Origin of the sequence: Paraburkholderia phytofirmans PsJN (genome assembly GCF_000020125.1) — a bacterium.
Lineage (GTDB): Bacteria > Pseudomonadota > Gammaproteobacteria > Burkholderiales > Burkholderiaceae > Paraburkholderia > Paraburkholderia phytofirmans.
Map to the genome: position 1 here is coordinate 1,080,140 of NC_010676.1, position 22,201 is coordinate 1,102,340.

At 63.4% G+C, this 22,201-nt stretch carries 20 protein-coding genes; 10 read left to right on the forward strand and 10 right to left on the reverse strand.

Annotated features, from left to right (window positions below; translation table 11 throughout):
• Positions 1-22: 22 nt before the first annotated feature.
• Complete coding sequence (locus tag BPHYT_RS24560) at positions 23-910, reverse strand: alpha/beta hydrolase (RefSeq protein ID WP_012426821.1); 888 nt, start codon at positions 908-910, stop codon at positions 23-25.
• Positions 911-1,093: 183 nt separating this feature from the next.
• Positions 1,094-2,203: an OpgC domain-containing protein gene (locus tag BPHYT_RS24565; protein WP_012426822.1), complete on the reverse strand. Its 1,110-nt coding sequence runs from the start codon at positions 2,201-2,203 to the stop codon at positions 1,094-1,096.
• Between the two features lie 547 nt (positions 2,204-2,750).
• On the opposite strand from BPHYT_RS24565, the gene BPHYT_RS24570 reads away from it, so the two are divergent.
• Together BPHYT_RS24570 and BPHYT_RS24575 are read left to right on the forward strand one after the other, a co-directional pair.
• The gene (locus BPHYT_RS24570; protein WP_012426823.1) at positions 2,751-3,911 is read left to right on the forward strand and encodes a porin; all 1,161 of its coding nucleotides are present in this window, start codon (positions 2,751-2,753) and stop codon (positions 3,909-3,911) included.
• The gene (locus BPHYT_RS24575; RefSeq protein WP_148225146.1) at positions 3,908-4,129 is read left to right on the forward strand and encodes a hypothetical protein; all 222 of its coding nucleotides are present in this window, start codon (positions 3,908-3,910) and stop codon (positions 4,127-4,129) included. The genes BPHYT_RS24570 and BPHYT_RS24575 overlap by 4 nt, the downstream gene beginning before the upstream one ends.
• Before the next feature lie 3 nt (positions 4,130-4,132).
• Here the strand turns inward: BPHYT_RS24575 and BPHYT_RS24580 are convergent, their stop codons facing one another.
• Positions 4,133-4,462, reverse strand: coding sequence for a hypothetical protein (locus tag BPHYT_RS24580; protein WP_012426824.1), 330 nt, complete (start codon positions 4,460-4,462; stop codon positions 4,133-4,135).
• Positions 4,463-4,684: 222 nt separating this feature from the next.
• On the reverse strand, positions 4,685-5,272 hold the full coding sequence (locus BPHYT_RS24585; protein ID WP_012426825.1) for an NUDIX domain-containing protein: 588 nt from the start codon (positions 5,270-5,272) through the stop codon (positions 4,685-4,687).
• A 122-nt stretch (positions 5,273-5,394) separates the two neighbouring features.
• Here BPHYT_RS24585 and BPHYT_RS24590 point away from each other — a divergent pair, with 122 nt between their 5' ends.
• The 4 genes from BPHYT_RS24590 (at position 5,395) to BPHYT_RS24605 (ending at position 11,500) form a co-directional block, all read left to right on the forward strand.
• Entirely contained in the window at positions 5,395-6,150 is a 756-nt protein-coding gene (locus BPHYT_RS24590) for a DeoR/GlpR family DNA-binding transcription regulator (RefSeq protein WP_012426826.1), read from the forward strand.
• A gap of 483 nt (positions 6,151-6,633) precedes the next feature.
• Positions 6,634-9,462: a xanthine dehydrogenase family protein molybdopterin-binding subunit gene (locus BPHYT_RS24595; RefSeq protein WP_012426827.1), complete on the forward strand. Its 2,829-nt coding sequence runs from the start codon at positions 6,634-6,636 to the stop codon at positions 9,460-9,462.
• Positions 9,459-10,241, forward strand: coding sequence for a (2Fe-2S)-binding protein (locus tag BPHYT_RS24600; RefSeq protein WP_012426828.1), 783 nt, complete (start codon positions 9,459-9,461; stop codon positions 10,239-10,241). Before BPHYT_RS24595 ends, BPHYT_RS24600 begins: the two co-directional genes overlap by 4 nt.
• Complete coding sequence (locus tag BPHYT_RS24605) at positions 10,238-11,500, forward strand: c-type cytochrome (RefSeq protein WP_012426829.1); 1,263 nt, start codon at positions 10,238-10,240, stop codon at positions 11,498-11,500. The genes BPHYT_RS24600 and BPHYT_RS24605 overlap by 4 nt, the downstream gene beginning before the upstream one ends.
• A 151-nt stretch (positions 11,501-11,651) precedes the next feature.
• Here the strand turns inward: BPHYT_RS24605 and BPHYT_RS24610 are convergent, their stop codons facing one another.
• Complete coding sequence (locus BPHYT_RS24610) at positions 11,652-12,062, reverse strand: SRPBCC family protein (RefSeq protein ID WP_322786763.1); 411 nt, start codon at positions 12,060-12,062, stop codon at positions 11,652-11,654.
• Between the two features lie 605 nt (positions 12,063-12,667).
• Between BPHYT_RS24610 and BPHYT_RS24615 the strand changes: the two genes are divergently transcribed.
• Positions 12,668-13,645, forward strand: coding sequence for a peptidoglycan DD-metalloendopeptidase family protein (locus BPHYT_RS24615; RefSeq protein WP_012426831.1), 978 nt, complete (start codon positions 12,668-12,670; stop codon positions 13,643-13,645).
• Between the two features lie 10 nt (positions 13,646-13,655).
• Here the strand turns inward: BPHYT_RS24615 and BPHYT_RS24620 are convergent, their stop codons facing one another.
• Both BPHYT_RS24620 and BPHYT_RS24625 read right to left on the reverse strand, forming a co-directional pair.
• On the reverse strand, positions 13,656-14,474 hold the full coding sequence (locus tag BPHYT_RS24620) for an alpha/beta fold hydrolase (protein WP_012426832.1): 819 nt from the start codon (positions 14,472-14,474) through the stop codon (positions 13,656-13,658).
• 525 nt (positions 14,475-14,999) lie between these two features.
• Complete coding sequence (locus BPHYT_RS24625) at positions 15,000-15,398, reverse strand: hypothetical protein (RefSeq protein WP_012426833.1); 399 nt, start codon at positions 15,396-15,398, stop codon at positions 15,000-15,002.
• 410 nt (positions 15,399-15,808) lie between these two features.
• Between BPHYT_RS24625 and BPHYT_RS24630 the strand changes: the two genes are divergently transcribed.
• From BPHYT_RS24630 to BPHYT_RS24640, 3 genes are read left to right on the forward strand one after another with little or no spacing between them, the layout of a single operon-like run.
• Positions 15,809-16,264: a (2Fe-2S)-binding protein gene (locus BPHYT_RS24630; RefSeq protein WP_012426834.1), complete on the forward strand. Its 456-nt coding sequence runs from the start codon at positions 15,809-15,811 to the stop codon at positions 16,262-16,264.
• Position 16,265: 1 nt separating this feature from the next.
• Positions 16,266-18,518 carry a xanthine dehydrogenase family protein molybdopterin-binding subunit gene (locus BPHYT_RS24635; protein WP_012426835.1) on the forward strand — a complete coding sequence of 751 codons (2,253 nt, stop codon included), beginning with the start codon at positions 16,266-16,268 and terminating at the stop codon, positions 18,516-18,518.
• Between the two features lie 12 nt (positions 18,519-18,530).
• Positions 18,531-19,811 (forward strand): c-type cytochrome, encoded by a 1,281-nt coding sequence (locus tag BPHYT_RS24640; RefSeq protein WP_012426836.1) that lies wholly within the window; start codon positions 18,531-18,533, stop codon positions 19,809-19,811.
• Positions 19,812-19,889: 78 nt separating this feature from the next.
• Here BPHYT_RS24640 and BPHYT_RS24645 read toward each other — a convergent pair whose 3' ends face one another.
• The 3 genes from BPHYT_RS24645 to BPHYT_RS24655 all read right to left on the reverse strand — a co-directional run bounded on the left by BPHYT_RS24645 (position 19,890) and on the right by BPHYT_RS24655 (position 22,187).
• A complete protein-coding gene (locus tag BPHYT_RS24645; protein WP_012426837.1) occupies positions 19,890-20,546 on the reverse strand; it encodes an amino acid ABC transporter permease in 657 nt (218 codons plus the stop codon).
• A 2-nt stretch (positions 20,547-20,548) separates the two neighbouring features.
• The gene (locus BPHYT_RS24650) at positions 20,549-21,295 is read right to left on the reverse strand and encodes an amino acid ABC transporter permease (protein ID WP_012426838.1); all 747 of its coding nucleotides are present in this window, start codon (positions 21,293-21,295) and stop codon (positions 20,549-20,551) included.
• A 67-nt stretch (positions 21,296-21,362) separates the two neighbouring features.
• A complete protein-coding gene (locus tag BPHYT_RS24655) occupies positions 21,363-22,187 on the reverse strand; it encodes a transporter substrate-binding domain-containing protein (RefSeq protein ID WP_012426839.1) in 825 nt (274 codons plus the stop codon).
• Positions 22,188-22,201 lie beyond the last annotated feature (14 nt).

The window sequence follows — 22,201 nt, forward strand, 5'->3', positions numbered from 1 at the left end:
TCAGGGGGCGCTGCTGAAGCGCTCAGGGCCGCTGGTTTGACGGATGGTCCTGTGGTTGCTGCTGCGGTTGCGGCTTCACGCAACCGAGCGTGTATTTGAGCGCGGCCGGCAGCAGCGCGCTCCAGACGTCCCAAGTATGGCCGCCGTCAATGATACGCAACGCCGCCGGATTGCCCGCCAGCCGCAGGTGTGTATAGAGCGACGATGCATCGGCCTGGATCGCGAGGTCGTCGTCGCCGGCGGCGATGAACATCGGCAGACGGTACGGCCGGCTCATGTAGCGATCCCATTGCGCCGGGTAGTTGAGTTCGTGCCAGATATGCGCGTCGAATTCGCGCTCGCCGAACACGCCGACGCGGCGCGCAGCCGACGCGCGCGGCGGCTCGTTCGGATAGATCGCGGGGCTCAGCAGCAGCGCGCCGCAGAAGCGCTCGGGTTGCGTCATCGCATAGCGCAGCGCGCCGAAGCCGCCCATCGAGACGCCGCCGATCATGCGTGCGCCGCGTTGCGTCGAGACCGCGTAGCGCGTTTCGATCTCGGGCAGCAGATCGTCGAAGAAGGCGGTCTCCATCTTCTCCTTGCGATCGACATACCAGTCCGTACCGCCTTGCGGCATCACGATCACGACGGGCGGCACGTCCTTGTGTTCGATCAACGCGTCGGCCGCGCTCTGCAGATGGCCTTGTGTGATCCAGTCGTTGGCGTCGCCGTTATTGCCGTGCAGGAGATACAGCACGGGCAGGCGGCTGCCGTCATGGCGATAGCCGCTCGGCAGATAGATCGTGTAGGCCCAGTCGCGGCCGAGGGCGTCGGAATGGAAGCTGCGGCTGATCACGGTGCTGGCGAGCGCCGGCGCGCTGATCGAGGCCGCGCAGAGCGCAACGAGGGCTGAACGTAGGAATAGACGCATGTCAGAGTAGGAAGCCGCCGGGCGGGTTGCGTGCGGCCGTCATGCTAGCAGGATCGGCAGAACATTTTGACTGCTGGCAAGTCCAGCGGATGGCGGCAGGGAACGTGACCCGAGTGGCAGAGAAGTAGCCGTGGCCGCCGTCAAACGGCAAGGCTACGCCCTTACTTATGGTATGGACGCCGCTCAGGGCGACGTGCGCAGCCACCCGCCATACAAGCGGCCGGCCGCACGCTTGAGCGGCTCCACGCCCAGCGCGACCGCGAACAGCGCGCCGATCGCGATCGCATCCGCGAGCAGTCCGAGCGGATAGTTCAGATAGCCGTCCGTCGCTGCGTACAGCACGGAGTCGACCACGAGCGAAATCACTGCGCCGGCGATGAAGCACAGCAACCCTTTGCGGCCGATCTCGCCGACCCACGGCGCCCATTGCGCGAGCTTTCTGGCCCAGCCGAACTGAATCAGATTCGCGACCAGCCACGCGATGGCGAGAAAATTGACAGCCCGCAGATACGAGAGGTTTTGCTTCAGGCTGGCATCGAGCGGTTCGTGCTCGATAAACAGCTTGTAGTAAGCGGCCGCCGCGACCACCGCAAGCGCCAGCAGGCTGACGAGCCAGCTCAGACGGTGCGCGCTCGCGCGCTGATAAACCGGCTGGCAACGGGCCAGCACGCCGAGCACGAACAGCAGTTGCCAGGCGAACGGATTGAAATCCCAGTGCATGTCCGGCGCGGCGGGCAGGTAGGCGACGATAGCGGGAGCGCCGGCCCACAGCGCGACGCTGCCGGCCAGCAGCAGCCACGGCTTGCTGCGCGCGAGCGGCAGGATCATCGGCACCAGCAGCGCGAAGAACGCGTACATGGGCAGCACTGAAGCCAGATACGGCTGGCGGCGGAACAGCAGAATGTCGCCGAGCGCCGCGAGCGGGGTGTCCATCAGATCGTCGAGATCGGTGGTGGCGAGATTCGGGCCGTCGATGCTGAACGCGCTGAGCACGGCGCTGACCAGCAGCATCAGCGCGGCGGTGACGAGGAACGCGCGATAGATTTCCAGCGAGCGCCGCAGGAAGCGGCTGCGCGCGATCGTCTCGTTGCGCCGTTCGGCGAGCGCGGCGTACGCCGTGGCGGTCGCAAAGCCGCCGAGGAACACGAACACCTCGGCGGCATCGCATAGTGCGTAGGCGTGCAGCGTGACGCGCGACAGAATGCTGCCGCCGATGTGGTCGACGACGATGATCAGAAGGACCAGCCCCCGAAAAAAATCGAGTTCGATCAGGCGGGATTGCGACTTTTGCATTGTGTTCGCCAAAAGCAAACCCCGTGCGACGGCGCGCTGGTTCAGCGCGGCAGGCGTCTCACAAGGCTTTTAGAAATTGGATTGGGATGCTGCGGCGGATACGCGACCCGCGTCGCCGTTTTCCAACCGGCCGAACGTGGCACGGTCGCAGGAGGCAGTAAAAGTGACCCGCGTGGCGGTGCGGAGTTCCGCTGCGCCGCCGCAAGAAGCTCGCGATTATATTTCTTTTCGTGACAAATCGGCTTGAGACAGGGCAAGGTAGGCACGGCTCGGCAAGGTACGACAGCGCGCTTGACGCGCCGCCGCTATCAAGTCCGCGTGGCGCTGCGCCGTTTACCTGAATGAGCGCCGCGACAAAAGGGCCCATCGCACCAAGTGGAGATTTCGCAACGTTTTCAGATATCGATACGACACCCAATGGACGGCGGCCTAACGGCGTGTGAGGATTTCCGTAAAGCGTGCCAGGGTGGGTGCAGCATCTTGTGAGGCGCCAAGAACAAAGCGGCCGGATCGAGTTGTCCCATTGCTCGAGTGCAGGGAGATCGTCATGAACAAGCAAGTGTTCGCGCTAGCTGTCTCCACCGCCTTGTCCGCCGCTTTTGCCGCGCCCGCCTCGGCGCAGACGAGCGTCACGCTGTATGGCGTACTCGACGAAGGCATCAACTACACCAACAATGTCGGCCGCGGCCATGTCTATGAACTGGCGAGCGGCTATGCGCAAGGCAGCCGCTGGGGGCTGAAAGGCGCCGAGGAACTGGGCGGCGGCTTGAAGGCGATCTTCCAGCTGGAAAACGGTTTTGACGTGAGTTCCGGGCGGCTCAATCAGGGCGGCCGCATGTTCGGCCGTCAGGCCTTCGTCGGCTTGAGCGCGAATCAGTTCGGCACCTTGACGTTCGGCCGCCAGTACGATTCGGTGGTCGACTATCTAGCGCAGACCACGGCCAACGGCAACTGGGCCGGCTCGCTCTTCTCGCATCCGTACGACAACGACAATACCGACAACTCGTTCAGGCTCGACAACTCGGTCAAGTACACGAGTCCGTCGCTGTCCGGCTTCCAGTTCGGCGGTGTGTATAGCTTCAGCAACGACACCAACTTCGCCAACAATCGCGCGTACAGTTTCGGCGGCCAGTATTCCTATGGCGGACTGCTGGTGGCCGCGGCGTATCTGCAGGCCGACAATCCCGGCAATGGCGCGAACGGTGCGATCACGGCGAACGACGCGAGCTTCATCGCCGCCCGCATGCGCGTGTTCGGCGGCGGCATCACGTACACGTTCGGTCCGGCGACGGCCGGCTTCGTCTATACCAATTCGAATTATCTGGATCCGACCGGCAACGGCTATCTCGGCGTGACGCCGCTCGTGCCGCCGGGCGTCTTGCTGAACTCGCTGAAGTATCAGAACTTCGAGGTGAACGGCAAGTATCAGATTTCGCCGATGCTATTCGTCGGCGCGCAATACGTGTACACGATGGAAACCTACGACGCCTCGAGCGGCGGCGTGAAGCCGAAAATTCACTCGTTCGGCCTGATGGCGGATTACAACCTGTCCAAACGCACCGACGTCTACATTCAGGGCGAGTATCAGCAGGTGACCGGCGACTCGACCTATTCGATTCTGGACGATGCCTTCAACGTCGGCACGCAGTCGCCGTCATCGACCTCGAAGCAGGTCGTGGTGCGCGCGGCGATCCGGCATAAGTTTTGATTCCACCTTATTTAGCCGTGCCGCGCGGCCGTCTGTTTTTGGGCGCTGCGGCGGCGCTTTCCAGTCCGGCGCACGCAGCGGGCATTGATCGGCTAGCCGATCATTCCGCATTTAAGAAAAGGAAAGAGGTAAACGAACTGCGCGCCTTGAATAACGAATTATCACAAGGCGCGCGAATGAAAATGATGAATATCGAACAACGTGTTGAACCGGATTAACGCTCAATTCATCACGTAATTCTGAAACAGAATGCCGACGATCACGCCGAACGGAATGCCGAAGGTCCGGCCGCGCAGCGTGGCATTGATATCTTCATCGAGGATGAAACTGCAGCGGCGCTCGCGCCACACGGTCTTATAGGCCAGAGGTTTAGCGTCGACGATTACGATGGCAATCAGCGCGGTCACGATAACCTGTTCAAGCGCATGCAGTTTGGCCATGAACGGAGAAAATTCGCCGGCATTGCACAAGAGCACCATGATGACGGCGGCAATTAGAGTGCCGAAGAAAAAGCCGCTCATGAATCGGCTTGCTGAACTGAGAGAATCCATTTGAACCTCGGCTTTATGCGCCGCCTTGATAAGAACGGCGAATCAAAAAAATATTCTGACGGGAAGGGTTCCATTCGGTAAATCGGCGCTGCCGTGACTGCGGCGCCGCTCGACCTCAATGGGATGCGTAAGAATATTTTTATTGCCGGGTCGAACCTATCGTCCTTTTCCTAATGCCCGATAGGATGAATCCCAAAAGCGCGCAAGGTCGCCACGTTCCAGCTATGTGCCGAACAGGTTCAACCTCGCATACTGCAACAGCATGATGGTCTTTCCGTCGACGATTTCGCCGCGCTCGATCATCGCCAGCGCTTCGTCCACCGGCAGTTCCAACACTTCGATGTCTTCGCCTTCGTCGGCGAGGCCGCCGCCCGCGCCGACTTTCGCCACTGCATCGTATTCGGCGACGAAAAAGTGCAGTTTCTCCGTGACCGAACCCGGACTCATGAAGGCCTCGAAGACCTTGCGGACGTCGTGCACGCGGTAGCCGGTTTCTTCCTCGACTTCGGCGCGAATCCGTTCTTCCGGCGAAGCGGCTTCCAGCAGCCCGGCCGGCGTTTCGATCAGCATGCCGTGATGGCCGTTGACGAACGCCGGCAGCCGGAACTGCCGCGTCAGCACGACCGTGCGCCGGAGCGGTTCGTAAAGCAGCAGCGTCGCGCCGTTGCCGCGGTCGTAGGTTTCGCGGCTCTGGCGCTGCCAACTGCCGTCGGCGCGGCGATAGTCGAAGGTGGTTTTTTTCAGCACGTACCAGTCGTCTGACAGCACCTCGACGTCGACAATCCTGACCCTTTCGGCGGTTTCGTTCATGGCTCGCATCCTGTCCCGTGGAAACGCGGTTCGCTCCGCATGCGAATCATGGTATCGTGCGATATCGTGCAAAAACAAGTAATTTCGTGCAATCCAGCGCAATCCGCCAAGGATCAATCGCCGTGCTCACATCGCAAAGAAAGCAGCTGATACTCGATGCGCTCAAGCGCAACGGGCAAGTGATCGCCAAAAGTTTGAGCGCTGAATTCGAAGTCTCCGAGGACACGATTCGCCGCGATCTGCGCGAACTCGCCGCCGAAGGCCAGCTTCAGCGCGTGCATGGCGGCGCACTGCCGGCGTCGCCGGCAGCGGTGGATTTTGCCGGGCGCGAGCGGATCGAATCGGCGTCGAAGGCGGCGATCGGGCGGGCGGCGGCGGGCATGATCGCGCACGGCCAGATTGCGTTCGTCGACGGCGGCACGACGGCCGCGCAGCTGGCGCGTCATCTGCCGCGTGATTTGCAAGCGACGATCGTCACGCATAGCCCGAGCGTCGCCGTCGAACTCGCGGAGCATGCCGGGCTCGAGATCGTCATGATCGGCGGCCGCCTGTTCAGGCATTCGATGGTCAACGTCGGCGCCGCGGCCATCGAAACGCTCAGCCACATTCGCGCGGACCTGTATTTCATGGGCGTGACCGGCGTGCATCCGCAAGCGGGTCTGAGCACCGGCGACAGGGAAGAGGCCTACGTGAAACGCGCGTTCGCGGAACACGCGGCGGAGACGGTGGTGCTGGCGTCGGCGGAAAAACTCAATGCGGCCTCGGCGTACAAGATCGCGGACGTGACAGCGGCCAGTGCGATCGTCGTCGAACGGAACACGGATAAGGCGTTGACTTCGCCGTTCGAAGCCTTAGGCATTAGCATTGTGCGCGCATAGTTCGGCATGCTGATTAAAGGTCAAAAAACGCCGAAAGCCGACGTAAACCTACGGATATAGCGCTTCATACCAGATCCGTTATTTGCGAGATAGCGCACAAAATTTGACGCACGCTGTGGCGAATCAACGCGATAATCCCGCCCCTTGCCCTCTGTAGGGCGAGGAAAGGCAACTCACGGTAGTTCAAGGTCAATCAGATCGACTGAGGCATGACCGAAGTGACGGTTGTCGCAAGTCGCCGGTACGCCCGGGCGTTAAATAGCGTCCGCAGTGCGAATACCTCCCTCGTGGTGACAGCCGTCCAGCGGAACTTGCTCTGTGCAGGCACGCACGCGGACGCTTGCGCGCGATGCTGCACATCTTTCTGGCGCCGCCGTCAGGCAGTTACATTGCGGGGCGCCTCGACGCAAGTTCTTTGGACGACGCCTCGAAGAAAGCCCCCGCGAGGCCGGGTTGCCGCCGTATTCACTAAAGGAGAAGTCCATGGGGAAACTCGACCTTTCGCGTCGCAGTTTTCTGAAGGCCAGCGTGTTGGCGGGTGTGTCGGTGTATATCGCGCCGATGGGCAGCCGCGCATTCGCTGCGTTGTTCGAAGAAAAAATCCTGACGCCCGTGCAGTGGGATGCGGCCAACGGCCAGGCAAAATTCCGCATCGACGGGATTGCCAAAGTGACCGGCTCGAAAGTGTTCGCCCGCGACATTCGCGCCGCCGACATGCCGCACTGGCCGCAGCAGCAATCGCACGCGTTCATTCTGCGCACGACGCAAGCCGACCGCAGCTATGAAGGCTTCGACCTGTCGCTGCTCGGCGACGAACTGAAGCCGGACCGCGTGATTACCGCCGCCGATCTCGCGCGCGACGGCCTGATCTTCCCGGCCTTCTATGGCGACGACATGCTGTTGCCGCCGGGCAAGACGCCCGCGTATCTCGGTCAGGCGGTGGCGATCCTGATCTATCACGACTTCGCGCGCTTCCGTTTCGCGAAGGACAAGCTGAAGTTCCAGGATCAGATCATCCGTTACGGCGCGCCGACCGGCGCGCTCGAACGCGATACGTGGGGCACGTTCCGCTTCGTGCGCGTCGGCGGCAAGACGCCGTACGACGACGACACCTTCTCCAGTCTGAAAGACGCCCCCGTTTTCCCGAGCATGATGCGCAAGCATCAACCGGTGTGGCCGGACGGCGTCGAACACGGCAAACTCGACGAGCAGGGCATGTTCCACGCCGCGCGCATCCAGCAGGAACTCGATCAGCCGTCGCCGGACTGGCTGGTGATGGAGCGCGAGTACAACACGCAGTCGATCGACACGGCCGCGCTCGAGCCCGACAACGCGAACTGCTGGTACGACGCGGCGACGCAATCGCTGCATATGGTCGTGCCGACTCAGGCGCCATCCGAAGTCGCCGAGAGCGCGGCCGGGATGGTCGCGAAGTGCGCGTTCCCGGTGAAGCATTTGTTCATCCACCCGTGCTACACGGTGGGCTACGGTTCCAAGGATCACTTCAACGTGCCGTTCTACGGCCTCGTCTGCGCGATGTATTCGGACGGCCGTCCCGTGCGCCTCGCCAACGATCGCTACGAGCAGTTCCAGACTTCGTTGAAGCGCCACGCGTTCAAGATGCACTACCGCATCGCCGTCGATAAAAAGAGCGGTCTGCTGCAATCGTTCAAGGCGGAGATGGAAGCGAACGGCGGCGGACGCTGCAACTTCTCGCCGTCGGTGGCGATGGTCGGCGCGACGGCCGCGCAGTCGATCTACTACTTCCCGAAGAACGATCTGTCGGCGGTGGCGATTGCTTCGCGCGCGATCGACGCGGGTTCCGCACGCGGCTACGGCACGCTGCAGAGCATGGCCGCGACCGAGATGATGATCGACGAAATCGCCGCGCGGCTCGAACTCGATCCGATCGAGTTCCGCCTGAAAAATGCGCTGCGTTCCGGCATGAAGAATACGCAAGGCGCGGTGCCGGCCGGCGCGATTCGCGTCGACGATGTGTTGAACAAGGCGAAGCTGCATCCGCTGTGGACGAACCGCGCGAAGCGCAAGGCCGAGTTCGAGGCGGCGCATCCGGGCAAGCGCTACGGCGTCGGCTTTGCGTGCGTGCAGAAGGACTTCGGCACGGGCGCGGAGACCTCGTTCGCGAAGGTCGAATTCGGCGCCGACGGCAAGATCAGCCTGCAACATACCGCTGCCGAAATCGGCACCGGCATGTCGACCTCGCAGGCCGTCGCGGTGGCGAAGTGGCTCGGCAAGCCGGCCACCGACGTGCATGTCGCCATCACCGACTGGCCCGATCTGCCGGTGGTGACGAGCGGCGATCCGTACATGATGTCGCAAGCGGATCAGGACAAGCTGGCGGCGAATCCGCGCTGGTCGCCGGGTTACGCGTCGCCCTCGAGCGCGACGAATTCCGCTTACTACTTCACGCACAGCACGCGCGAAGCGGCGCGCGTGGTGTTCACGCATGGCCTGTGGCCCGCCGCGATGTCGATCTGGAGCCGGGGCATCGGCGGCGGCCAGGCCGCGCCGCTGGTGGTGCATATCGACGACGCGCGCTGGGTCGATGGCAAGCTGTCCGCGGCCGGCCTCGAAGCGCTGCCGTTCGAACAGCTCGCGAAGAAGGCGCACGAACTCGGACTCGTGACCGGCGTGACCGTGCACGTGTTCAACCGCTGGCAGTGGACCGAAGCGGACTTCGAGATCGACGGCAGCGTCGAGCGTTGGCCGCTCGACGGCCTCGCCGTGCGCTACGGCGACAGCGCTCCGGCCGATAAGCAGAAGATGCAGAGCACGCCGAATCGCTACCGCGTGCTGGATCGTCAGCGCGTGTTCATTCCGCCGGTCCAGCGCAACAACGCGGCCGTGACGTATTACAGCGCGGTCGGCACGCTGGTCGAACTGTCCGTGCATGAAGCGAGCGGCAAGGTCGAGCTGCTCGCGCATCACTCGATCATGGAGTGCGGCAGTCAGATCTCGCCGCAACTCGTGTCGGGCCAACTGCAAGGCGGCCTGGCGATGGGCATCGGCCACGCGCTGCATGAATATTTGCCGCTCTACGAAGATGGCCCCGGCAACGGTACGTGGAACTTCAATCGTTATCACTTGCCGCGCGCCACGGATGTCGCCGTCTGGACTCAGACCGGCGAAGTGCTGCCGCCGCTGACCGAGACCGATCCGCCAAAGGGCATCGCCGAAGTGGTGATGATTCCGGTGGTCGGCGCCATCGTGAACGGGATCGCGCACGCGATCGGACATCGCTTTACCGACTTGCCGGTCACCCCGCAACGTATTCAGGAGGTGCTGGCATGACGGCACTCAATCAAACCAACGCTAATGCCGCTAGTGGCGCGGTGAGCGCCGCCGCGGCAAGCGGGACTTCCGCGGCGCTCGGCACGGCTCCCGCTAGCAGCGCTTCCGTAGCTTCTGCGAGCGGCTCGCTTGCCGCTCCCGCGAGCGATGTCGCCGGGGCGTCGGCTGCCGGCGCTGCGAGCGCGCCTGCCGGCGCGTCCGCTGCCGCCGTGGTCGAGCGACCGCTGACGCATTTCCGCTCGATGCCGCTGTCGATCAAGGTGAACGGCGAGATCGTCGGCCCGACCGACGTGCCCGCCGGGTTGATGATGATCGATTACCTGCATGAGTATCTGCACCTGACCGGCTCGCGCCTCGGCTGCGGCCAGGGCATCTGCCACGCGTGCGTGGTGATCGTCGACAAACCGGACGGCACCAGCGAAGAAGTGCGCACCTGCATCACCGGCGCGAATTTTTTCCACGGCAAGTCCATCCGCACGATCGAAGGCCACGCGAAGCGCAACGAAGCGGGCGAGGTCGTCGAGTTGGCGCCGATCCAGCAGAAGTTTCTCGAGCACTTCAGTTTTCAGTGCGGTTACTGCACGCCGGGCTTCGTCAACGCGGCGATCGTGTTGATCGAACGCCTGAAGCGTCAGCCGGTTGCCAAAGACAAAGTCGAGGCGACCATCACCGAAGCGCTGAACGATCACATCTGCCGCTGTACGGGCTACGTGCGCTACTACGAAGCCGTGAAGGAAGTCGTGCTGACCACGCCGGGCCTCGTAAAGGACGCCGCATGACGATTCGACCGATCACCTTGCGCCGCGCGCTATTGCTGCTCGGTGCGATGCTTACGCTGAGCGCGTGCGGCGGCAAGCACGACGACACCGGCGCGCTGGCCGCCGCCGCCGCATTGGGTCCGCAATCCACCGCCGCCGACCCGCTCGCGCGCGGCCGCTACCTCGTCAAAGCCGCCGACTGCGCCGCCTGTCACACCACGGCCGACGGCGCGCCGTTCGCCGGCGGCGTGAAGCTGGCTTCGCCGTTCGGCACCTTCTACGGCACCAACATCACGCCCGACAAGGACCACGGCATCGGCAACTGGAGCGCGGACGATCTGTACAAGGCGCTGCACGACGGCGTCACGCCGGACAAGCAACTCTATCCGGCGATGCCGTATACGTCGTACCGCCAGTTGTCGCGCGCGGACAGCGATGCGATCTACGCGTACCTGATGGCGCAGAAGCCGGCCGCGGTGGCGAACCACGAGCCCGACCTGTCGTTCCCGTTCAACCTGCGTTTCGGCGTGCGTTTCTGGAACTGGGTGTTCCTGAAAGACGCGTTGCCGGATGCGTCGACGGGACAGACAGCGGAGTGGAATCGCGGCCGCTATCTGGCGAGCGCGCTCGGCCATTGCGCCGAGTGTCATACGCCGCGCGGCACGTTCGGCCAGCTCGACGGCGCGAAGCCGCTAACCGGCGCGGCGCTCGGCCGGATCGCGGCGCCGGATATCACGCCGCACGGTCTCGCGGCGCGCGGCTGGAGCGCCGCCGATCTGCAGACCTTCTTCGCGACCGGCATCGCGCCGCAGGGCTCGGCATTCGGCGAGATGTACCCGGTAGTGCATCTGAGCAGCCAGTACCTGACGCACGACGACCTGCGCGCCATGTCGTCCTATCTGCTCGGCGACCAGGCGCCCGCGCCGCAACCGCTGCGGTCCGTTTCCGCTGACGCCGCTCAGCTCGAAGCAGGGCGCAACGTGTATCTCGCCGTGTGCGCGGGCTGTCATGGTCTGAACGGCGAAGGCAAGCCGCATGTCGCGGTGCCGATGCACGGCAATTCGACGCTGCGCCAAAGCGATGCCCACAATCTGATCGTGGCGATGCTCGACGGCATCGGCGCGCAAGATTTTCCGGGCCTCGAACGGATGCAGGAGATGCCCGGCTTCGCCACGCAGCTCAGCGATGCGGAACTCGCACAGCTCGCCAACTATCTGCGCGCGACGTGGGGCGGTCAGCCTGCCGATGTGACGGCGGATGCGGTGAAAGCGCTGCGCTGAACCGTTGCTGTATTTCCCGCGCTTTGTATCGGGCGGCAGGTGCAGCCACGTAAAGAAACCGACACTCTCTGCTTGAGGGCGTCGGTTTTTTAATGCACGGTGGTCTTGCGCAGCAAGCCTGGACAAAAACCGTCGACGCCACGCACGCACGTCAATCCCGCTTTTCAAGCAACGCCTTCAGCTTGCGCAGATCGCGCTCGACCCATTGCGCGTCGGCGGCGAATTTCTCGTCAGTCATGCCGGGCACGCGAAACAGCGTGAATTGCACATCGCAGCCACTGCCGTTCGCGATCACCCGCAGCGGTATATAGATCTCGTTGCCGTCGGGCAAAAGCACGAAGTGATCGAGCACGCCGTACTCGTTCGGCGCGGAGAAGCGCACGGTCGTCGCGCCTTCGCTGCCTTCGAAACGCCATATCGCATCGTCGTGACCCAACGGGCGGCCGAGTCCCGATGCCCACTCGGGAAACGCCGCCGGATCCGAAGTGAAAGCGTAAACCTCGCGCCAGTCGCGCGCGATATGAACGCTGATCACCTGGGCTTGTGCCGCCTTTCTCATCATGTCGCATCCCATCGAGCCGGAGGGCCTCCGTGCCGTCCGCTTGCCGACACGACTCTCACTCCGTGTGTACCGCCAGCCGAAGCCGGCGATTCAAGTTTCCATGCCACTCTGCCGTTAATGCAAACGTTACCGTGCGCTGCCGAGGCCTCGCCATAGGTGCGCTTTGCATGAATTGCAAGCCCGTACCCGATTTGCCGGCGACGCACGAAACACGGTCCGACAACACCCGGACTTGCGGCGGTCTCGCGGATGCCTGACGGGCACGCGCCGCCGCCGTACACGTTGCATGCGCAACGATGACCGCAATACGCTGCGTAAGGTTTGTATCAAAGTATGTGGGTTGACGCGTTTTGTTAGAACGCACTTTACAATTCCGCTTGAATTTTAATCGGCAATCCGGCCCTTTTCGCGGAAGATCGGCTGTGCTGGCGGCATCCGGCAGCTTGTGAAGGCGAGGGGTTGGGTTGGTCGGCAAAGGCATGGGTGAGCGCCGCACGAGGCGGCTTTGCCGTGTCGCAGGGAGAGCAGCGCGCCGTCCGGGCGTGCGCGTCACTGCGGCAAGGCGGCATCCGGCTTGCCAACGAACAAGGCAGGAGTCGAACAAGATGGGAAAGCGCTTCGACAAAACAATGATGGCCAGTCTGGCTGGCGTATGGGTCGCGCTGGCGGTCGGCGGTTGTGCGAACGTGGGGCAGCAGGGCGCCCAGACAGGCGCGGCAGCGGGCGCGGCGCCTGCGTCCAGTGTGCCGGCGGCTAGCGCGACTGCATCCGATGCGACGTCGGCCGCGCCGCCCGGCATCAGCGCCGAGCAGAGCGCGCTGCTCAAGAAAGCGCCGCCGCTCGTGTATCGCGTCAAGCGTGGCGACAGCCTGGCGCGCATCGCGCAGCATCATCATTGCAGCGTAAAGCAGTTGCAAGCCTGGAATGGATTGAATGCGTCCTCGCGCTTGAAGTTGGGCCAGGTCTTGCACGTCGCGTCGCCGGAAACGGTGCGCGCGGTGAACGCGGCCAATGCCGCGGCGAAAGCCGTGGCGGCATCCACGCCGGCTGCTTCGGTCGCGGCGCGGCAGGCGGGGGCAACCGCGTCGGGTGCTACGCAGCCACCTTCGCAATCGGCGCAGGCTGCGCAATCGGCGCAGTCCGCGCAGTCGCCGGCGCTCAGCGCCGCCGAAGCACGCGAAGTGGCGCAACAAACCGCGCGGCACGCGAACGGCGTAGCGCTGGCCTGGCCCGCGGGCGGACGTGTGGTCGAAGGTTTCCAGCCGGGCGAAACACGCGGCATTGAAATCGGCGGCAAGCCGGGCGATCCGGTGCGCGCCGCCGCCGACGGTAAGGTGATGTACGCCGGCACGGGTCTGAACAGCTACGGCAGTCTGATCATCGTCCAGCACAACAAGGACTTTCTGACCGCCTATTCGCACAACCGCAAGCTGCTGGTCAAAACCGGCGACATCGTCGCGCAGGGACAGCAGATCGCCGAGATGGGCGACGAAAACAACTCGCGCGTTTCCGTGGGCTTCGAGTTGCGCCGCGACGGCAAACCGATCGATCCGATGCCGTACCTGCCGCAAGGACGCGGCTAGGCGCGCGGCTTCAATCCAGCCAAAGCAGTGCCGCGGCGACGATCGCTTCCGGCGCATCTTCCTGCATCAGGTGGCCGGCTTTCGGCACCGCCTGAAAGCGCGCTTCCGGTATGGCCGCGGCCAGTTGTCGGCCGCGCGCCAAAGGAATCCACTGGTCCTCTTCACCCCACAAGATCTGCACCGGACAGCGTAACTGCGGATAGCGCGCTTCGACCTCGTCGGTGTAGCGCTGATCCATTTGCGCGATCTGCCGGTAGAACGCCGCCTGGCCGGTTGCGCCGAGCCATGGCGTGACATAAGGCGCGAGTTCGTCGTCCGGAATCTCGCGCGCTATCGCGCCGCGCACGTACGCTTTCACCACCGCTTCGTGGATATACGGCGGCAGTCCGGCGAACGCGTCGCCGTGTTCGCGCACATGCCGCACGAACGGCGAACCCCATGGCGCGACCGCGACCGGATCGATCAGCGTGAGGCTTCGATAGTCGCAGCCATCGATCAGATGCGCGCGCAATGAAGTCGCGCCGCCGAAATCATGTGCGATGACATCCGGGCTTGTCAGTTGCCAATGCGCGAGCAATTCCGCCAGCAAAGCATTCTGCACGCCGAGCGAAACGTCCTGGCCGTCGCGCTGTTCGGATTGCCCGTAGCCGAGCAGGTCGTAGTAATAGACCGTGCGCGTCTGGGCGAGATGCGGAGCGATGCGATGCCACACATACGAAGAGAACGGCGTGCCGTGCACCAGCACCAGTGGCGGACCATTGCCGCTCACGTTGAAACGCACGGCTTGATCGCGGAAGGTATAGCTTTCGGGGAGCGGCCAGGTTTGCATGGCGATAAGCGTCGCGAGGAAGTCTGCTTACCTTAGCAAAGCTTCGTGAAGCATGCTGACCGGCTTTCCGTAGCTCCCGCTGAACATCTCCCGCAGAAGCTCACCTTTGTTTTATTCAGCAAAACCAGGCAAATTCAGCCAGGAATCAATCGCGCACGCGTTTCGATCGAAAACGGGTGGGGGTCGGCAACACGCACTCTTACGAATCGTGCATAAGTTGGCCTGAAATAAGGCCTCGTTGTGTTGGCAGTGTTTGGAAAGCCTGGTAATCGCTCGGCGACGCCCGCATGCCGCCATCGAGTGGACAAGGCGCTATCGATCGAAACGCGTGCTTTCGATGGTGAGGAAATACGGGAGCCGAGGCGGCCTGAACGCCAAGCGCCACACCCCCGATCATGCCGACAACAAATCGCAACCAACGCGCAACCAACGCGCAACCAACGCGCAACCAACGCGCAACCAACGCGCAACCAACGCGCGGCCCGAACTCGCACCACGCGAGCACACGAAGCCGCGCGCAACCGGCTACTTCGACTCGATCCCGCGCAACAGCTGCGACACCTGGCCATGCTGATGCAGGATTGCCGGATCGGCCTGCAACAGCGGCAGATAGCGCGGCAGAAAAGCGTTGTTCGGCTGGTCGGGCGAGAAGAGCCCCGTCACCGCTTCGACCGCGGCGGTGCGGTCGGTGGCGTCGGCTTCCTTATCGTCGAGAATTTCGTCGACGTTCGCAATGACCGTCGAGAGCGGTGCGAGCCAGCGGAACCCCGATCCGTTGATAAGCACCTGCAGGAAAGCGGCCGGCGTGACCGGGCCGAATTCCTTTTCGTACACGGCACGCTCGTGGTCGAGAATGGCTTTGTGCAGCGCCAACAGCGGTCGGCGAATGTCCGAGAGGAATTGAGTGCATTGCGAGTCGTTCATGTGTACTGCTCCTTCGGATAGTCAGTCAGACCGGACCATGCTAACAAAATCGCCCGGTATTGATTCAACAAGATTCACGAGCCGCGTAGAGGCCGACCGTTCAGGCCGATGCACGGATCGTCTCCCGACGATTAACAACAGCTTTCAGACGCGCGATCACCCTCCGCGAAATGCTTTGAGCCGGCCGCCGCTGTGCAGCCACGAAGCGAACTTTTTAAGTCGCGTCTACAATTCGCCGGTCAGCATCGGCGCGCTCGCGCCCGTGCATTTATCGCCGTTTTCAATGACCGGAAAAACGGTACACGTATTAGTCCAGTCAGTCGAATAAACGCGGCTAGTCTTTATGTTTTGGTTCGACGTCTCTGTCTAAACAGCCTGATAAACAATAAACCCCACTCGGAGCCGCTCAAATGACAACGCTGAATATCAATGGCCAGACGCACACCGTCGACGCGCCGCCCGACATGCCTCTTCTGTGGGTCCTGCGCGATATCGTCGGTTTGACCGGCACCAAGTTCGGTTGCGGCATCGCGCAATGCGGCGCATGCACCGTGCACCTCGACGGCGTGGCAGTGCGCTCGTGCGTATTGCCGGCAGCGGCCGTCGGCGATAAAAAGATTACGACGATCGAAGCCGTGGGCAGCACGCCGGCCGGTCAAAAGGTGCAGCAGGCCTGGCGTCAACTGGACGTCGTGCAATGCGGCTACTGTCAGTCGGGGCAGGTCATGTCGGCGGCGTCGCTGCTGGCTAGCAACCCCAATCCTACCGATGCGGACATCGACGCCGCCATGGCCGGCAATATCTGCCGTTGTGGGACCTACAACCGCATCCGCGCGGCAATCAAGCAAGCCGCCAAGGGAGCATGACATGTCACAGGGATTGCTCGACTCACAAAACGGCACGCAAGCGTCGAAGGCCGGCGCGCGCGCCGCAGGTGGTTTGTCGCGCCGCACCTTTCTGAAATTCGGCGTGACGGTCGGCGCGGCGGCGGGCGGCGGTCTGTTGCTCGGCTTCAGCATGCCGGCCGCCAGTCAGGATCAGAAGGCCGGCAAGTCGGTGATCGGCGGCGACGGTGTCGAAGCACCGCAAAGCGGCGTGTTCGCGCCGAACGCGTTCATTCAGATCGATACCGCAGGCAAGGTCACGCTCGTGATCCCGAAGGTCGAGATGGGCCAAGGCGTCTACACGTCGATTCCGATGCTGATCGCCGAAGAACTCGAAGTGCCGCTCGACTCAATCACCATCGATCACGCGCCGCCGAACGAGAAGCTCTTCATGGACCCGCTGCTCGGCGGCCAGCTCACGGGCGGCTCGACCTCGATCCGCTATGCGTGGGAGCCGATGCGCAAAGCGGGCGCCACCGCGCGCACCGTGCTGATCAGCGCGGCGGCGCAGCAATGGCAGGTCGATCCCGCAAGCTGCCACGCGCAGGGCGGACAGGTGATTCACGAGGCTAGCAAGCGCAGTGTCAGCTATGGTGAACTGGTGACCGCTGCCGCCGGTCTCCCCGCGCCGCAGAACGTCAAACTGAAGGACCCGAAAGACTTCAAGCTGATCGGCACGGCGGTCAAACGGCTCGACTCGCCGGAGAAAGTGGACGGCACCGCAATGTTCGGGCTCGACGTGCGCGTGCCCGACATGGTCTACGCGGCGATCGCCAACTGCCCAGTGTTCGGCGGCACGCTCGCGAGCGTCGACGACACCAACGCGAAGAAAATCCCCGGCGTGCGCCAGGTCATCAAGATCGACAACGCGGTCGCGGTGATCGGCGACCACACGTGGGCCGCCAAACGCGGCGTGCAGGCGCTCGTCATCAAGTGGAACGAAGGCGCGGGCGCGAACCTGTCGATGAAGCAGATCGTCGACGATCTCGCCAATGCCTCGCAACGCGACGGCGCGGTGGCGCGCAAGGACGGCGACGTCGGCAATGCGTTCTCCAATGCGAAGACGCGCGTCGACGCCGTGTATCAGCAGCCGTTTCTCGCGCACGCCACCATGGAGCCGATCAACTGCACGGTGCATGTGCGCCCCGACGGTTGCGATGTCTGGCTCGGCTCGCAGGTGCCGACGCGCGTGGTGGATGCCGCCGCGGCGGTCACGGGTTTGCCCGCCGACAAGATCGTCGTGCACAACCATCTGATCGGCGGCGGCTTCGGCCGGCGGCTCGAGTTCGACATGGTCACGCAAGCTGTCAAGGTGGCCAAGCAGGTGTCGACGCCGGTGAAGGTGGTCTGGACCCGCGAAGAAGACATTCAGCACGACATGTACCGCCCGTATTACTACGACAAGATTTCGGCCGGGCTCGATGCGAACGGCAAACCGGTCGCGTGGCAGCATCGGATCGTCGGTTCGTCGGTAATGGCGCGGTTCGCGCCGCCTGCGTTCAAGAACGGCATCGATCCGGACGCGGTCGAGGTCGCGGCGGACTTGCCGTACGACCTGCCGAACCAGTTGATCGACTACGTTCGCCAGGAACCGCACACGGTGCCCACCGCATTCTGGCGCGGCGTGGGACCGACGCGCGGCACCTTCGTGGTGGAGAGTTTCATCGACGAACTCGCGGCGCAGGCCAAAGTCGATCCTGTCAAATATCGTCAGGACCTGCTCGGCAAAACTCCGCGCGCGCTGAGCGTGCTCAACGTCGCCACGCAAGCGGCGAACTGGGGCAGCGCGGTGCCCAAGGGCCAGGGGCGCGGTGTGTCGGTCATGCATGCGTTCGGCAGCTTCTTCGCGATCGTCGTCGATGTGGCGGTGGAGCAGGGCGAGGTGGCGGTCAAGCGCGTGGTCTGCGCGGTGGATTGCGGCATGGTGGTCAACCCGAACACGATCGAAGCGCAAGTGCAGGGCGGCATCATCTTCGGCATCACGGCGGCGCTCTACGGCGAGATCACGATCAAGGACGGCCGCGTCGAGCAGAACAACTTCACCGATTACCGGATGCTGCGGATCGATCAGACGCCGCCTATCGAGGTGCATATCGTGAAGAGTAGCGAGGCGCCCGGCGGCATCGGCGAACCCGGTACCGCGGCGCTCGCGCCCGCGCTGACCAACGCGATTTACGCGGCCACCGGCAAGCGGCTGCGGCAATTGCCGGTCGGCAGCCAACTGCAAACCGTCTGAGCGGAGCCCGATATGAAAAACACTTTGAAGGGTTTCGGCGCGGCGTTGTGCTTGACACTGCCGTTGTTCGCGCAGACTCCGGCGCGAGCGGCGGATCAGGCGTTGGTGCAACGCGGCGCTTATCTGGCAAAGGCCGGTGATTGCGTCGCCTGTCATACGGCGCCCAAGGGCAAGCCGTTCGCGGGCGGCCTGCCGATGACCACGCCGATGGGCCAGATCTACACCACCAACATTACGCCGGACCCGCAAACCGGCATTGGCGGCTATACGGAAGAGGACTTTGCGCGGGCGATGCGTGAAGGCGTCGCGAAAGACGGCCACAACCTCTATCCGGCGATGCCGTACCCGTCCTACGCCAAGGTCAACGACGACGACATGAAAGCGCTGTACGCGTATTTCATGAGCGGCGTGGCGCCGGTGCAGCAGGCGAACCGCGAGCCTGACATCAAGTGGCCGTTGAACATGCGCTGGCCGTTGAAGTTCTGGAACATGGTGTTCCTCGATAAAGGCGTCTATCAGGACAAGCCGGGCAAGGACGTGGCGTGGAATCGCGGCGCGTATCTGATTCAGGGGCTCGGCCATTGCGGGTCGTGCCATACGCCGCGTGGCATCGCGTTCCAGGAAAAGGCGCTCGATGAAAGCGGCAGCGCGTTCCTGACCGGCGGCTTGCTCGACGGCTGGTTCGCGGCGAACCTCACCGGCGAGCACAACGTCGGTCTGGGCCGCTGGAACGATCAGGACTTGCAGGCGTTTCTGAAGACCGGCGCGAATCGCCATGCCTCGGCGTTCGGTTCGATGACCAGCGTGATCAACAACAGCACGCAGGGCTTGAACGATACGGACATCGCCGCGATGTCGACGTATCTGAAGTCGCTGCCGCCGGCAGGGGGCAGCGGCGCGCCGCCTTACAAGTACGATCCGCAGGCGACGAAGGTGTCGTTGAACCGTCCCGCGAACGATGCCGGCGCGCGCGTCTATACGGCGTATTGCATGCACTGCCACGGTGTCGATGGACGCGGCTTCGCGCCGATGCTCGCGCCCCTGTCCGGCAATCCAAATGTGCTGGAGAAGGATCCGTCGTCGCTGATCAACGTGACGCTGAACGGCACCGAGGACCTGGTGATCGGCGGCATTCCCGCGCCGTATCCGATGCCGAAGTACGCGCCGGTGCTCAACGACCAGCAGATCGCCGATGTGCTCACTTTCGTGCGGGCCGGATGGAACAACGGCGCGCCCGCGGTGACGGCGGACGACGTGGCGAAGTTGCGCAAGTCCACGCACGCGGCCCGCTAGTTCTGCGAGGCCGGCAATAAAAAACGGCAACCGCTTCACACGGTTGCCGTTTTTTTATTCATGCGCCGGAGCGCGGCATCAACGATGTTGACCTACCTTCTGCCGTTTCTCCAGCACCCGCGCGTACCACGTCAGCGGGAAGCACATCGCGAAGTAGATCATCGCGACCATGCCGTAGATCGGGAATGGGCGGAACGCGGCGTTGGTGATCATGGTGCCGGTCTTGGTCAATTCCGTGAAGCCGATGATCGACGCGAGCGCCGTGCTTTTCACCACCTGCACGAGAAAACCGACCGTCGGCGCCACCGCGATTTTGCGCGCCTGCGGCCACACGATGTAACGCAACTGTTGGCCGAACGTCATGCCGAGGCTCGCGCCCGCAGACCACTGGCCGCGCGGCACGGCTTCCACACAGCCGCGCCAGATATCGACCAGATACGCGCTCGTGTAGAGCGTCAAGGTGACAGTGGCCGCGACCCACGGCGACACATCGACGCCGAGCAGCGGCAAGCCGAAAAACGCCAGGAAGAGTTGCATCAGCAGCGGCGTGCCCTGAAACACCTCCACATAGACCACGACGATACGCCGCAGCCAGGCGATCGGCGACACGCGCATCGCGAGCAGAATCAGCCCGACGATACCGCCGCCGACAAACGCGATCAGCGACAGCAGCACCGTCCAGCGCGCGGCGAGCAACAGATTGCGGGCAATGTCCCACAGCGTGAATTCGACCATGATCAACGCTCCGTGGGCAGAGTGCGGGCGCCGCGCCACATCAGGCGGTTGCGCCAGTTACGCGGCGCGCTCTCGTTGCCGCGCGCCACACGGCCCGCGAACAGACCGCGGCCGAGCCGGTTGAGGATTTGCCGCAGCGCGATCGACAGCACCAGATACGTCGCGGTGATGATCAGGTAGCTCTCGAACGAGCGGAAGTTGCGCGACTGGATGAAGTTGGCCGCGTAGGTAAGATCGGGCACGGAGATCTGCGAGACCACCGCCGAGCCGAGCATGACGATCAGCACCTGGCTCAGCAGCGCGGGAAACACATTGGCGATAGCCTGCGGCAACACGATGAAGCGAAACACCTGCCGTCCGTGCAAACCGAGCGCTTGCGCCGCCTGTATCTGGCCACGCGAAATCGAATCGATGCCGGCGCGCACGATCTCGATGGCGTAAGCGCCGAGATTGACGGTCATGGCGAGAATCGCGGCCTGCACTTCATCGATATGAATGCCTAGGCTCGGTAAGCCGAAGAACACGAAGAACAACTGCACGATGAACGGCGTGTTGCGGATCAGCTCGACATAACTCGCCACCACCCAGCGCGCCCATTTCGGCCCGGCCACGGCCACGCTCGCACCAGCAATGCCGACGATCCCACCGAGCACTGTGGAGACCGCCGTCAGCCCCAAGGTCACGGCGACGCCGCGCGCAAGCATCCCCCCATAGAGGCCGAAGCCGCTGAAGTCGAACGCATAGGTCATGGCGTGGCGCTCATCGTGAGGTCAAACTCCGGCGCGGACCACGCTTCGCGGTCCGCGCAAAATAGGTTCAGAGATCGGCCGGCAGCGGCGCACGCAGCCACTTCTGCGAAATCGCGTTCATGGTGCCGTCCTTGCGGGCCTTGGCAATCGTTTCGTCGACCTTCTGCTTCAGACGCGGCTCGTTCTTGTTCAAACCGACGTGATCCGGCGAGCTGAACAGCGAGAATTTCTGCTCGGGATCGTTAGCGGGATGACGCGCGAGAATCGTGGCGCCGACGTCGTTGCCGACTACCATCAACTGTACCTGACCAGAAAGAAACGCCGAAATTGCGCCGTTAGGATCGTCGAATCTTTTGATGTTCGCCGTGGGCGGTGCGATCTTGGTCACGCTCAGGTCTTCCAGCGTGCCGCGCGCGACTGAAATCGACTTGCCGGCGAGATCGGCGGCGTTCTTCACGGGCAGGGCCTTCGGGCCGAACACGGCGAGATAGTACGGCGCGTACGGCTGTGAGAAGTCGATCACCTTTTCGCGTTCCGGCGTCTGGCCGACCGACAGCAGCATGTCCGCCTTGTGGTCGGCGAGATAGGCCATGCGGTTGTCGCCCGTCACCTGCACGAGTTCGACCTTGGCGTTGAGCGCCTTGCCGATCAGATTGGCGACGTCGATGTCGTAGCCCATCGGCTTCATGTCCGGGCCGATCGAGCCGAACGGCGGATAGTCCTCGAACACGCCGATGCGCACCGTGCCGGACTTGGCGATATTGTCGAGCGCGTCCGCATGCGCGGCCGACGGCAACGCGCACAGCGCGCCGAGAGCGGTGAAGGCCAGCGTCGCGGCGAGCGTGGCGAACACGCGGCGCGTGCGGGTTGGGGTAACGGAGCGGTGGTTCATGGTTTGTCCTCTGT

Coding starts and splice junctions, on each gene's coding strand:
- BPHYT_RS24620 (WP_012426832.1), bottom strand. CDS start 14,474: ATGCAAACCTGGCCGCTCCCCGAAAGCTATACCTTCCGCGATCAAGCC.
- BPHYT_RS24655 (WP_012426839.1), bottom strand. CDS start 22,187: ATGAACCACCGCTCCGTTACCCCAACCCGCACGCGCCGCGTGTTCGCC.
- BPHYT_RS24605 (WP_012426829.1), top strand. CDS start 10,238: ATGACGATTCGACCGATCACCTTGCGCCGCGCGCTATTGCTGCTCGGT.
- BPHYT_RS24600 (WP_012426828.1), top strand. CDS start 9,459: ATGACGGCACTCAATCAAACCAACGCTAATGCCGCTAGTGGCGCGGTG.
- BPHYT_RS24650 (WP_012426838.1), bottom strand. CDS start 21,295: ATGACCTATGCGTTCGACTTCAGCGGCTTCGGCCTCTATGGGGGGATG.
- BPHYT_RS24595 (WP_012426827.1), top strand. CDS start 6,634: ATGGGGAAACTCGACCTTTCGCGTCGCAGTTTTCTGAAGGCCAGCGTG.
- BPHYT_RS24625 (WP_012426833.1), bottom strand. CDS start 15,398: ATGAACGACTCGCAATGCACTCAATTCCTCTCGGACATTCGCCGACCG.
- BPHYT_RS24560 (WP_012426821.1), bottom strand. CDS start 910: ATGCGTCTATTCCTACGTTCAGCCCTCGTTGCGCTCTGCGCGGCCTCG.
- BPHYT_RS24640 (WP_012426836.1), top strand. CDS start 18,531: ATGAAAAACACTTTGAAGGGTTTCGGCGCGGCGTTGTGCTTGACACTG.
- BPHYT_RS24630 (WP_012426834.1), top strand. CDS start 15,809: ATGACAACGCTGAATATCAATGGCCAGACGCACACCGTCGACGCGCCG.
- BPHYT_RS24615 (WP_012426831.1), top strand. CDS start 12,668: ATGGGAAAGCGCTTCGACAAAACAATGATGGCCAGTCTGGCTGGCGTA.
- BPHYT_RS24585 (WP_012426825.1), bottom strand. CDS start 5,272: ATGAACGAAACCGCCGAAAGGGTCAGGATTGTCGACGTCGAGGTGCTG.
- BPHYT_RS24570 (WP_012426823.1), top strand. CDS start 2,751: ATGAACAAGCAAGTGTTCGCGCTAGCTGTCTCCACCGCCTTGTCCGCC.
- BPHYT_RS24645 (WP_012426837.1), bottom strand. CDS start 20,546: ATGGTCGAATTCACGCTGTGGGACATTGCCCGCAATCTGTTGCTCGCC.
- BPHYT_RS24610 (WP_322786763.1), bottom strand. CDS start 12,062: ATGATGAGAAAGGCGGCACAAGCCCAGGTGATCAGCGTTCATATCGCG.
- BPHYT_RS24580 (WP_012426824.1), bottom strand. CDS start 4,462: ATGGATTCTCTCAGTTCAGCAAGCCGATTCATGAGCGGCTTTTTCTTC.
- BPHYT_RS24565 (WP_012426822.1), bottom strand. CDS start 2,203: ATGCAAAAGTCGCAATCCCGCCTGATCGAACTCGATTTTTTTCGGGGG.
- BPHYT_RS24635 (WP_012426835.1), top strand. CDS start 16,266: ATGTCACAGGGATTGCTCGACTCACAAAACGGCACGCAAGCGTCGAAG.